Here is a 12,818-nt window from a genome sequence, read left to right as displayed (position 1 = left end):
ATAAATTAAATATACCACTAACAGAAAGCGTTGTCAATATGTTTTTTTGCTGTTTTTACAATATTTTTTTCTTTGTATAGAATAATAATTTTAATTGATTTTTTCTTATGTTTAATATAAAATAAACCAAAGGAGGAAACAAATGATTACAAAACAATCAGCCTTTTTACAAAATAGAGCCACTATACTGGAGTTTCTATATCGAAATCCAGCAACATCTCGTACAGATATTGTTAATGAAACAGGACTTACTCCAGCAACAACGACTAACATCATCAAAGAGCTAAGTGAACAGTCCCTCATATACGAAACTGGTGATGAATTTAGCGAGTTTTCCGGATCTGGAAGACGGAGAAAAACTATTTCTATTACAGATAATATCCCATATGTTGTTGGAGGTATTGAAATAAACGTCCTAGGTATCTTTCTCAGTCTATGTGACTTACAAGGGAAAAATCTTTTCGAGACAGAAATTTTGAATGAAGATTATCCTATTTCAGAAATCAATTCCACCATTACCAATATGATAAAAACAGCTACAAAGTATGTCCCTTTGGAAACAAAATTACTTGGATTTGGCTTATCAATACCTGGACATTATAACAAAGACTCCGGAAGCATCATTACAAACAACCCCATATGGGAATCTTTTAATTTATTAAATGTAATTAAAGATTTCAATTTTCCTTTTATTGTAAAAAATAATATCGATTGTATGGCTATAGGACAATACCTTTTTAATCCACACAATACCCCCGATAACTTTATTTTCCTACACGCTGGATTAGGTATTTACACTTCCTTTTTCACAAAAGAAAAAATAGGAGCCTCTAAAAATCCTTATATCGGAGAAATTGGACACACCATTGTCGAATTGAATGGGCAATATTGTGAATGCGGAAAAAAAGGTTGTTTACAAACATATATTTCGGATGCTTGGTTAATCAAACATGCCCAATTATTATTTAAAAATTCTCAACTAACTGTACTAAAAAGCCTTGTAAAGACTGAAAAAGACATTCATTTAGATACCCTTTTAACAGCTTACAACTTAGGCGACTCCGCTTTACGTCAACAAATTGATAAAGGAGTCAATTTATTGGCCACTTCTATTGCAAATCTTCTCCTCATCAATCCTGCTGATAAAATCTATATCAACAGTCAATTGCTTAATTATCAACCTTTCACTCATGAAGTCAGGGATAAAATCCAAGATCAACTCCACTTTGTTCCCTTTACTCGTAATATAGAAATTGAAATTTTACCTTACAACAAACATCGTGGAAGTATAGGAGCTTGTGCATTAGCTATCGTCGCTTTTTTCATAGAACATAGCAATGTATTACAAGATATTATTTCACCTTAATATATTAGAAATCTATAGACCTGTTTAAATCAACTATAACCTGTAGTAAATATCTCGTTTTAGACAATATGAAAACAAGACGACTTCCATATAGGAAACCGCCTTCTCGCTATGTTGCATGAAACTGTAAAAATAGATGAAATTGATAGCGGTAGTCAGATCAAGAAACATCGTAACTCTAAAAAGTCACAATATATAAGTTCATCCTCGGAAAAATATCATTCTAATTATTGAAATGCCTACATGAAAAGAAACGTTAAATGCTCATAAAACAACGAATACAGGTATCAAAACTGTGACAAAACAAGTCCCTAAATTTACTAAAGACACTGCTCAACTTTACACCTGTAAATGGTTGTTGTATAATAAAGTTACAAAGATGTACGACCACACTGTTATAAATCATAGTGTTCGCGAATATATTACTGATAGCATTTCTACAAATACAAGTAAAGGGATCGGATGAGATTCAAACGAAATATGTCAGTGTTTTGGCATTCCTAGCCTTCATATCATTTAAAGAATTGTATAGATAAAATTTTTCCCAATACAGACACTCGTAACAACTGCTTCATTTTTCTACCAACATATTTAGGAACAGGATAAGATACAAGAGGATCAATCCATAAATCAGTTCTATACCATTCTAAGACAAATAAGCTAAAAAAACGATTGATAATAAGCAAATGGATTCCAAATTTTCTCTATCTCCTCATTTTAATAAACAATACTAGTGTAACTATCCTTCCAGTCAGAAGCTTGTCAAATCACACCGAAAATTCTTCTAAAATTTATCTCGTTAGGCAATCAAGCAAAAACTCGACGATAGTACAAACATTATCATACAGAATTGACTTCCTAAATTATATACTTTAGTAAGGTTTTTGGATAAGAAAAAAGGTTCATTTTGCATTCTAAACACTCTTTTCTAATACGAGCTAATTAAGAAAAACTACATTTTTAAATATAAACTACAATAAGATAAACTAAATTTCATAGGAGGAAGACAATGGATTGGTACGATTATATGATACAGGCATCCAAACAATCACAATTCAACGCAAGCCATTGGTTTCGCTATTTGCGAAAAGTTATTTTTGAAGACTATTCTTATTTAACAAACCAAGATGTAGAAAAGTTGCTAGACTCCAAAGAACTAACTCATTTTCAAAAAATTAGCTTGAAGTATGCCTTTCAAGAGCATACTCCAACTCATAAATATGTGATTTCATTAAATAAACCTGCTAAGTTAACCAATGTTCAAAAATTGATGGAGAAATACAAGCATGGATAAAATGAAACCGGTCTTCCAAGCCCTAAATAAGGAATTAATTCGGGAAAATCTGACTTTAACAATTATCTGTGTCGGTGGTTATGTCTTAGAATATCATGGTTTACGTGCCACACAAGATGTTGATGCTTTTTATGACCAAAATCAGAAAATCAATGAAATTATTGCTCGTGTAGGAAAACAGTTTAATCTTAACACCCACGAAGAGTTATGGCTCAACAATCATGTTGCAAATATGAACAAACAACCTCCCTTAAGTTTATGTGAATCCTTGTACTCATTTGAGAATCTGACTGTTTTAGTAGTCCCTATTGAGTATGTGTTAGGAATGAAGATGATGAGTATCAGAGAGCAGGATTTGAAAGATATTGGTGCAATTATTAAATACAAAAACTTTCATTCACCATTCGATACCTTTAAATATTTAAAAGACATGGGATTTGATACTATTGACCTCTCTGTTCTATTAGAAGGCTTTAGTTATGCTTATGGTATGGATTGGTTAGAAAAATTTTTTAAAGAAAATCAAGATAAACTTCGCGAATTTTATTAACAGTATAAAACAAGATGATTGTCAATTAGCCAGTCGTCTTGTTTTTATGATGAAATGAAATAAAATCTGAACAAATCGCTTAGAGAATTCCAGTCAATTTCTAGCACTGTTTGAGCCGTTTCAGCGGACTATAGTAAAATAAAATAAGAATAGGACCAATCGATCAGGACAGTCAAATCGATTTCTAACAATGTTTTAGAAATAAAGGTGTACTATTCTAGTTTCAATCTATTATATTTCAGATTCGGTCCACTATTCCTTCCCAAAAACATTGCATATTGCGCCGAAGGAATTGCTCACACTATCCCAAGCACAAAACCCTCGGTCGACTGACCGAGGGTTCCTTATTTCATTATTCAAGAACTTGATTAGCTCAATGCATCCAAGGCGTCATCCATTGAAAGAACTTCGTGGAAGACACGTTGTGTCAATTCAGTTTTTTGTTCTGGAGTGAGGTATTTAGTGTTTACACAGTATCCAGAGATACGTACGATAACGTCTTCACCTGACATGATCTTTTCGTAAACATCGTTCAAGTCCATAACGTTCAAGTTAACGTGTTGTCCACCGTTTTCGAAGTAACCATCAAGGATTGTTACCAAGTTATCAACTTGTTCGTCACGAGTCTTACCAAGAGCGCGAGGTGATACTTGTGTAGTCAATGAGATACCATCAGCTGCATAACTAAAGTCAAGGCTAGAAAGTGAGTTCAAGTTTTGCAACCAACCACCTTTAGCTTTGTTAGATGGGTTAGCACCTGGTGAGAAGAATTCAAGTTTAGACAAGTTCACAGAACCATCTTCGTTGAGGTATACACCTTTGTGGACTGGTGAGTTACCAGTTTGTTTAGAGTAAGCAACGTTAGATGTGATTGTCAAAAGTGATACTGTAGCTTCTGCGTCTTTGTAAAGTTTGTGGCTACGTAGACGAGTAGTGTAAGCTTCGATCAACCATTCTGCCAATTCGTTTGAGCGTGGGTCATCTTCACCCCAACGTGGGTATTCACCGATTGTTTCGTAATCGTAGATATAACCATTTTCGTCACGGATTGGTTTAACTGTAGCGTATTTGATAGCTGACAATGTATCAACAGTGTTGGCAAATCCACAGATACCGAATCCCATGTTGGCACGTTGTTTAGTTGGCAAGAAGGCCATTTGAACAGCTTCATAGTTGTACTTATCAGTCATATAGTGGATGATATTCAAAGCATCTACGTAAGTGTCAGTCAACCAGTCAAGAGATTTTTCAAAGTTAGCTTTAACTGATTCAAATTCAAGAACTTCGTCACGGATTGGTTCGATGTCAAATACTTTGTAGTCTTTGTGTACATCGTCGTAACCACCGTTCAAACCAGTAAGAAGGGCTTTCAATACGTTTACACGCGCACCAAAGTACTGGATGTTGTGGCGTTGTTCTTCATTTTCTGGGTCAAGTGGAGACACACAGCATGAGATGCAGCTCATTTCACCATATCCGTCTTTAGCCATTGTTGTTACACCTTCATATTGGATTGAAGAGTGTTTGTGGCTCATGTGCATACAGTAGCGACGGAAGTTGTATGGCAATTTATCAGTCCAAAGAACTGTCAAGTTTGGTTCTGGAGAGTTACCGATGTTGTCAAGTGTGTTCAAGAAACGGTAGTCCATCTTAGTAACACGGTGACGACCGTCGTTACCCATACCAGCCATAGAAGTTGTGATGAAAGTTGGGTCACCTGAGTACAATTGGTCGTAAGCTTTTGTACGAGCAAATTTAACTGTACGAAGTTTCATAACGAAATCATCAACGAATTCTTGGATTTCCGATTCAGTAAATGTACCACGAGCAAGGTCACGCTCTGCAAAGATGTCCAATACGATTGGTACACGTCCTAGGGATGTAGCAGCACCGTTGATAACACGGCAAACAGACATGAAGGCGATGTTAACCCATTGGATTGCTTCTTTAACGTTCATCGCTGGTTTGCGAACATCAACTCCGTAAAGGTCACCCAAGCGAACAACTTGTTGCAATGCTTGGTATTGAAGGTTGATTTCTTCACGAAGACGGATTGTTTCTTCATCGATTTCTTCGATTGCATTCCAATCGTTTACTTTTTCTTGCATCAAGTAGTCTGCACCGTAAAGAGCAAGACGTGCGTAAACACCGATGATACGTCCGCGTGAGTATGCATCTGGAAGACCAGTTACAGTGTGAGCGTGACGAGCGCGACGGATGTTTGAAGTGTAAGCGCGGAAGATACCGTCGTTAACTGTTGTTACGTATTTAGTGAAGATTTCGTGAACAGCTGGATCTGGTTCGTATCCATTTTCTTTCAAAGTAGTTTCAGCCATACGGATACCACCTTTTGGCATGAAGTTCAATTTGAAGAGTTCATCGTTTTGGATACCGAAGATAACTTCGTTTTCTTTGTCGATAAATCCAGCAGGAATATCAGCAATAGATGTTGGACGAGTGTCCATTGGGAAACGAGTTTCTTCATAGTGAGCCTTAGTTTCTTCTACAATTTTTTTGATATGAAGTGAACGTTCTGTTGGTCCTGCAAGGAAGCTTTCGTCTCCATCGTAAGGTGTGTAGTTAGCTTGTACGAAGCGTGATACACTTGCTTTTTCTTTCCAATCTACGCCTTTGAAGCCTTCCCAAGCTTTGTCAAAAATATCTTGTGCTTCAACAACTGTTTTAACAACCATGTTAATGTCCTCTTTTTTCTTTCTAGTAACAACCATCTGTTACATTTATGAGACAAGTATACCACACAGTAACCGATTTCAACAAGTGAAAATTCCCTATTTTTACACTTTCTTTTCTAAAACAGTCTGTTTTTTATCCCAAACTGTATTATATTTTTGAAAAAAATAAAGCCTCTTTTCCTTTTTTCAGAAAAAAGAGTATAATAAAAGAGAATAAGCGGTAAAAAGGGGATAGGTATGTTGATTTTTCCTTTGTTAAATGATTTGTCAAGAAAAATCATCCATATTGACATGGATGCCTTTTTTGCTGCGGTAGAAATCAGAGATAATCCTAAACTCAGAGGAAAACCTGTCATTATCGGAAGCGACCCTCGGCAAACAGGTGGGCGGGGAGTCGTTTCTACCTGTAGCTATGAGGCACGAGCTTTTGGTGTCCATTCTGCCATGAGTTCCAAGGAAGCCTATGAGCGTTGTCCCCAGGCCGTTTTTATCTCAGGAAATTATGAGAAATACAAGACTGTGGGACTCCAGATTCGATCTATCTTTAAGCGTTATACAGATTTAATAGAACCCATGAGCATTGACGAAGCCTATTTGGATGTGACAGAAAATAAACTCGGTATCAAGTCAGCGGTCAAAATCGCTCGTCTCATTCAAGAGGATATCTGGCAAGAACTCCATCTAACTGCTTCTGCTGGCGTTTCCTACAACAAATTCTTAGCTAAAATGGCTAGTGATTATCAAAAACCACATGGTCTGACAGTGATTCTACCTGACCAGGCTGAGGATTTTCTCAAACAAATGGATATTTCCAAATTTCATGGAGTAGGAAAAAAGACGGTGGAACGTCTTCATCACATGGGTGTTTTTACTGGCGCTGATCTACTTGAAGTTCCTGAAGTGACCCTAATAGACCGATTTGGCAGACTGGGCTATGACCTTTATCGAAAGGCTCGTGGCATTCACAACTCTCCAGTTAAATCAAATCGCATCCGTAAATCAATCGGCAAGGAGAAAACCTACGGGAAGATTCTCCGTGCCGAGGAAGACATTAAAAAAGAGCTGACTCTTCTATCAGAAAGAGTCGCTCTCAATCTCAGTCAACAAGAAAAAGCTGGAAAAATTGTCATTCTGAAAATTCGCTACGAGGACTTTTCAACTCTTACTAAACGAAAAAGTCTGGCTCAAAAAACACAGGATGCTAGTCAGATAAGCCAAATCGCCCTGCAACTCTATGAAGAGTTAAGCGAGAAAGAAAGAGGTGTCCGCCTGCTGGGGATTACCCTGACTGGATTTTGAAACTCAATGAAAATCAAAGAGTAAACTAGGAAGCTAGCCGCAGGCTGCTCAAAACACTGTTTTGAGGTTGCAGATAGAGCTGAAGAGATTTTCGAAAAATATAAAACCTTGAAGAGCCTGGACCCTTCAAGGTTTTTCTTATACAAATAAACGGACAAAACTGTAAAGTAGCAAAACACTACCAAGCACGATGCGGTATTTACCGAAAAGGGTAAAGTCGTGTTTTTTTACATAGCTCGTCAAGAAGCGAATAGCGACCATGCTGACTGCAAAAGCGACTCCCATCGCAACCAAGAGCAAGAACAATTGCCCAAAGCTCAAGAGCTGTCCTGCTTTCAAAAATTTGAAAATCTTTAAGGCACTAGCTCCAAACATAACTGGAATTCCAAGATAGAAGGTAAATTCTGTCACAACAGAACGACTCGTTCCATTTAACAAACCACCGACAATCGTTGCTCCTGAACGGCTAGTTCCTGGTAAAAGGGCAAGAACTTGGAAGAGTCCGATATAGAAAGCGGTCGTATAAGGAAGCTTGTCCAACTCTGTTACACTTGGCTCGATAGCACGCGCTTTATTACGCTTTTCCAAATAGATAAAGGCAATCCCATAGATAATCAACATGAGAGCAACAGAAACCATATTATGGAAGTGGGTATCAAACCAATCATCAAACTTAAAGACACCAAGCAAAGGCAAGGTCGCAATCAAGACCTTCAACCATAGTCTCCAAGTCTTACGAATTTCCTGCTTGTCCTTAGTCGGTTTGAAAGGATTAAGCTTGTTAAAGTAAATCACCATGACTGCTAAAATAGCACCAAGTTGAATCACGACATTAAACATGGACATAAAGGCTTCATTTTGATTTTGGTATTGGATAAACTCCTCTGCTAAAATCAAGTGACCTGTACTGGAAATCGGCAACCATTCCGTAATTCCTTCAACAATACCGAAGAAGATAGATTTTAAAATTTCAATAAGATACATAGATTACTCCTTTTTTCTATCTTCCATTATAGCATACTTTTTCAGTCTATGGCAGTTCTCTTTAAAAGGCTCCGATACTACCTCCTCCGCCGCCTCCAGAGAAGCCACCGCCAGAACTTCCACTTCCAGAAGATACAGAGTAGGTACTTGCTGTATTTGCGATGCTGGCATAATGGCCCATTTGCGCGCTTGAATGATAAAACATACTATGCCAACCATAGGCTACATAGAGATTGATATCTGGATTTTCCACTTTAATCTGATGAACCTTCATCAAATGGCTGACCTTGTCTGCATAGCCAAATAAGGTAGCATAGACCAAGAGGCGATTCCAGACTACAATACTTTCCAATTCAGCCTGATCCAATCGTGCAATCTCACGCAACATATTTTCAAAACTGGTCCAGAGATAGTAGACTTCTGCTCCTGCTTCATTTAGGACACCATCACGATTATCTAATCGAAGCTTCCAATAATAGAAAACAGCCAAAACCAAACCTAGAAAACCAAGTATTGGCAAGAGGAGGTAAAGATAGCCATAAACATCCAAACTGTACAAGAACAAACCAAATCCAATAAATAGGGGCAGGATAGTCAAGGCACCCATACCTACTTGCAAGGCCTTTTCCCCACCAGTTAAAGGACGATAATAATCTGGAAGTCCCCAGAAGATAACCCGATTTCTCACCCCTTCTTGCATCTCTTTCAATACTTCTTCAAAAGAGGATTTGAGCTGACGTCCCTTTGCTTGAATCCGTTTTTCATCAGAGACTTTTGCTCTACGATAAAGACTATCAGATACCTTGTAATCCGCAAACAAATTGGAAAGAGTTTCTTCTTTTTTGCCTGAAAAAGCCAGATTTAGACAGTCTTTCTCAAAGCTTGACAAACCATCTTCTTTGACCAGCCTCAAGCCAACTGCATCTCCTTCTGAAATGATAGAGACATTCCCACGGTCTATCACATCTAGCAAGGTAGCTTGAATAAGTTGATCAAAGGTGAATTTTCCAGCTCCCTTGACCAAGGGACTCACTTCCTCCAAAGAGGTCGAGTAGACAGCCTCTGATAAAACCATAGGCTCTAATTCCATTGGTGGTTCATAGAGACGATGATTTTTGGCATATTTGACTGAAGGAGTGGTCTTTCTTCTATAGATAAAATAAAAGCAGACACTCAATAACAAGGAGATAGAAAGTATCGAAGGAAATACCCAAGTAAGGAGTTGTTTACTTTGCTCTTTTTCTTTAACAATCGAGTCCTCTATTTTATTAAACTCTTCTAAACGATTCCCTTTCAAACCCTGATCCCTAGCGCTAGCAAAATCAGTTCGAGGCCAGTAGGCATGCAATTCAACCCCACGCTTAGCCGGAAGATTGTCTAAACGAATAGTATAATCAAGGCTACTCTTTTCAACCATTCCCTCTCTAAAAAGTTTCCCTGTATGGAAAAAGAGTTTTTCAGCCCCCTTTTCTCCCCTTACATGAAATTCAAACTTGCCAATAGCCCCTGAACTATCTGTTAAAGGTTGCCAATTTAATTCAGCAATGTCATCATATAGAAAAAGCAAATTTTTCAAGTTCCAAACGAGGTCAACTTCAACTGTGTCGCCTTCTTGACCTGGATTATAAACTTTAACAGTATAACCATCTGCTCCTTCTATCACTTCGCTCGTAACATCTGTCAGTTCAGCACCATTTTTCGCAGCCTGAACCTTTGGATGAGGATCAATGTCAAATCCACTAGGCATCTTGCCTGCACGTCCAAGTCCCACGATTTGGCCCTTAAAGTCCTCCTCAAACTGGTAAACTATCTTCTGTCTAAATTCTGCCGTATTATCTGCATGAATATACAAATCACCTTGATAAGAGTTTATCTTGAAATCAATGGCAAAAACAGAGAATGGCAGAAGGCAAAACAAGCCTAAAACAAATAAGAAAAAAGTTTTTTTCATCAATTAAGCCCCCTTTTTATCTTTCTTATCATTATAGCATTTTTTCGTAAGTAAAGGCTTACTTATGTTGAAAAATTACGCATTTTTCGATAAAATAGGAGACAGTTATTTTTTAATAGATTAGAAATAGGAGAAATCATGAGAAAAATATACTTATCTATTTTCACAAGTCTCTTACTGATGCTGGGACTTGTCAATGTTGCCCAAGCCGATGAATATTTACGCATCGGGATGGAAGCAGCATATGCTCCCTTTAACTGGACTCAGGACGATGATAGCAATGGAGCTGTCAAAATCGATGGGACTAACCAGTATGCTAACGGATACGATGTTCAAATCGCCAAGAAAATCGCTAAGGACTTAGGTAAAGAACCTTTGGTTGTTAAAACCAAGTGGGAGGGTCTAGTTCCTGCCCTTACTTCTGGTAAGATTGACATGATTATCGCAGGTATGAGTCCTACTGCCGAGCGTAAACAAGAAATTGCCTTTTCAAGCAGTTACTACACTAGCGAACCAGTTCTACTAGTCAAAAAAGATTCTGCCTACGCAAATGCTAAATCTTTAGATAACTTTAATGGTGCGAAAATCACTTCTCAACAAGGTGTCTACCTTTATGACTTGATTGCACAAATCCCAGGTGCTAAAAAAGAAACAGCCATGGGAGACTTCGCTCAAATGCGCCAAGCTCTTGAGGCTGGTGTTATCGATGCTTATGTTTCTGAACGCCCAGAAGCTCTGACCGCTGAAGCTGCGAACTCTAAGTTTAAGATGGTCCAAGTAGAACCTGGTTTCAAAACTGGGGAAGAAGATACAGCTATCGCTATTGGACTTCGTAAAGATGACAATCGTATTAGCCAAATCAATGCCAGCATTGAAACCATTTCAAAAGACGACCAAGTTGCCTTGATGGATCGTATGATCAAGGAACAACCTGCCGAAGCTACAACAACTGAAGAGACTAGCAGTAGTTTCTTTAGCCAAGTCACTAAAATTCTTTCTGAAAACTGGCAACAACTCTTGCGTGGTGCTGGTATCACTCTTTTAATCTCTATCGTCGGAACCATCATCGGTCTCATCATCGGTCTTGCCATTGGTGTTTTCCGTACTGCTCCTCTCTCTGAAAATAAAGCCATTTACGGCCTACAAAAACTAATCGGCTGGATCCTCAATGTCTACATTGAAATTTTCCGTGGTACCCCAATGATCGTTCAATCGATGGTTATCTACTATGGAACTGCCCAAGCTTTCGGGATCAACCTTGACCGTACACTAGCTGCTATCTTCATCGTTTCAATCAATACCGGTGCCTACATGACTGAAATCGTCCGTGGTGGTATCCTGGCAGTTGACAAGGGACAATTTGAAGCCGCAACTGCACTCGGTATGACTCATAACCAAACCATGCGTAAGATTGTCCTACCTCAAGTGGTCCGTAACATCCTACCAGCAACTGGTAATGAATTTGTCATCAATATCAAAGATACATCTGTATTGAACGTTATCTCGGTTGTCGAACTTTATTTCTCAGGAAATACCGTGGCAACACAAACCTATCAATACTTCCAGACATTTACAATCATCGCCGTGATTTACTTTGTCCTCACCTTCACCGTAACACGTATCCTACGCTTCATCGAGCGCCGAATGGACATGGATACCTATACTACAGGTGCTAACCAAATGCAAACGGAGGATTTAAAATAATGACACAAGCAATCCTTGAAATTAAACACCTCAAAAAATCCTATGGACAAAACGAAGTGCTAAAAGACATTTCTCTGACTGTCCACAAGGGAGAAGTCATCTCTATCATCGGAAGCTCTGGAAGCGGAAAATCAACCTTCCTACGCTCCATTAACCTACTTGAAACGCCAACTGATGGACAAATCCTTTATCATGGACAAAACGTCCTCGAAAAAGGCTATGACCTCACGCAATACCGTGAAAAACTAGGGATGGTGTTCCAATCCTTTAACCTCTTTGAAAATCTTAACGTTCTCGAAAACACAATCGTCGCTCAGACAACAGTCCTTAAACGCGAACGCACAGAAGCTGAAAAAATTGCCAAAGAAAACCTAGAAAAAGTCGGCATGGGAGAACGCTACTGGCAAGCCAAACCAAAACAACTCTCAGGTGGTCAAAAACAACGTGTGGCCATCGCTCGCGCCCTTTCAATGAATCCTGACGCTATTCTCTTTGATGAACCAACATCAGCTCTCGATCCAGAAATGGTTGGAGAAGTCCTCAAAATCATGCAGGACCTGGCTCAAGAAGGCTTGACCATGATTGTTGTAACTCACGAAATGGAATTCGCCCGTGATGTCTCTCACCGTGTTATCTTCATGGATAAGGGTGTAATCGCTGAAGAAGGCAAACCAGAAGACCTCTTCACCAATCCTAAAGAAGACCGTACAAAAGAGTTCCTTCAACGCTATCTCATACTCAATGAAAATCAAAGAGCAAACTAGGAAGCTAGCCGCAGGCTGTACTTGAGTACGGCAAGGTTAAGCTGACGTGGTTTGAATTTGATTTTCGAAGAGTATCAAATAAAAAGAAAAGGCTGCATCAACCGTGCAGTCTTTTTGCTGTCCAAAATGAAAAGGCAGATTCTCTATCTCTACTACTTGAGGGTCAGGAATCCGCCGTTATCCAAAGATTAATCTTCAAATTTTTCATGATTT

General features: G+C 38.5%; 9 protein-coding genes. 6 read left to right on the top strand and 3 right to left on the bottom strand.

Annotation, left to right across the window (positions count from 1 at the left end):
• The first annotated feature begins 142 nt into the window (after positions 1 to 142).
• The 3 genes from HT697_RS02900 to HT697_RS02890 all read left to right on the top strand — a co-directional run bounded on the left by HT697_RS02900 (position 143) and on the right by HT697_RS02890 (position 3,210).
• Positions 143 to 1,366 (top strand): ROK family transcriptional regulator, encoded by a 1,224-nt coding sequence (locus tag HT697_RS02900; RefSeq protein WP_173217913.1) that lies wholly within the window; start codon positions 143 to 145, stop codon positions 1,364 to 1,366.
• A gap of 1,009 nt (positions 1,367 to 2,375) precedes the next feature.
• Positions 2,376 to 2,660, top strand: a complete 285-nt coding sequence (locus HT697_RS02895; protein WP_050259685.1) for a hypothetical protein — start codon at positions 2,376 to 2,378, stop codon at positions 2,658 to 2,660.
• Positions 2,653 to 3,210, top strand: coding sequence for a DUF6036 family nucleotidyltransferase (locus HT697_RS02890; RefSeq protein ID WP_173217915.1), 558 nt, complete (start codon positions 2,653 to 2,655; stop codon positions 3,208 to 3,210). The genes HT697_RS02895 and HT697_RS02890 overlap by 8 nt, the downstream gene beginning before the upstream one ends.
• A gap of 368 nt (positions 3,211 to 3,578) precedes the next feature.
• Here HT697_RS02890 and pflB read toward each other — a convergent pair whose 3' ends face one another.
• Complete coding sequence (gene pflB, locus HT697_RS02885) at positions 3,579 to 5,903, bottom strand: formate C-acetyltransferase (protein ID WP_000260631.1); 2,325 nt, start codon at positions 5,901 to 5,903, stop codon at positions 3,579 to 3,581.
• Between the two features lie 237 nt (positions 5,904 to 6,140).
• On the opposite strand from pflB, the gene dinB reads away from it, so the two are divergent.
• Entirely contained in the window at positions 6,141 to 7,202 is a 1,062-nt protein-coding gene (dinB, locus tag HT697_RS02880; protein WP_173262044.1) for a DNA polymerase IV, read from the top strand.
• Positions 7,203 to 7,340: 138 nt separating this feature from the next.
• Here the strand turns inward: dinB and HT697_RS02875 are convergent, their stop codons facing one another.
• Positions 7,341 to 8,186, bottom strand: a complete 846-nt coding sequence (locus HT697_RS02875; RefSeq protein ID WP_173262041.1) for an undecaprenyl-diphosphate phosphatase — start codon at positions 8,184 to 8,186, stop codon at positions 7,341 to 7,343.
• Between the two features lie 61 nt (positions 8,187 to 8,247).
• A complete protein-coding gene (locus HT697_RS02870) occupies positions 8,248 to 10,137 on the bottom strand; it encodes a DUF2207 domain-containing protein (protein WP_173262038.1) in 1,890 nt (629 codons plus the stop codon).
• Positions 10,138 to 10,275: 138 nt separating this feature from the next.
• Between HT697_RS02870 and HT697_RS02865 the strand changes: the two genes are divergently transcribed.
• Entirely contained in the window at positions 10,276 to 11,841 is a 1,566-nt protein-coding gene (locus tag HT697_RS02865) for an ABC transporter substrate-binding protein/permease (protein ID WP_173253079.1), read from the top strand.
• The gene (locus HT697_RS02860) at positions 11,841 to 12,605 is read left to right on the top strand and encodes an amino acid ABC transporter ATP-binding protein (RefSeq protein ID WP_000189476.1); all 765 of its coding nucleotides are present in this window, start codon (positions 11,841 to 11,843) and stop codon (positions 12,603 to 12,605) included. The genes HT697_RS02865 and HT697_RS02860 overlap by 1 nt, the downstream gene beginning before the upstream one ends.
• Positions 12,606 to 12,818 lie beyond the last annotated feature (213 nt).

The sequence above is a fragment of the Streptococcus sp. 1621 genome (assembly GCF_013276615.1).
GTDB lineage: Bacteria > Bacillota > Bacilli > Lactobacillales > Streptococcaceae > Streptococcus.
The sequence above is the reverse complement of the archived record's forward strand: the minus strand, read 5'-3'. Positions and strand labels throughout refer to the sequence as shown.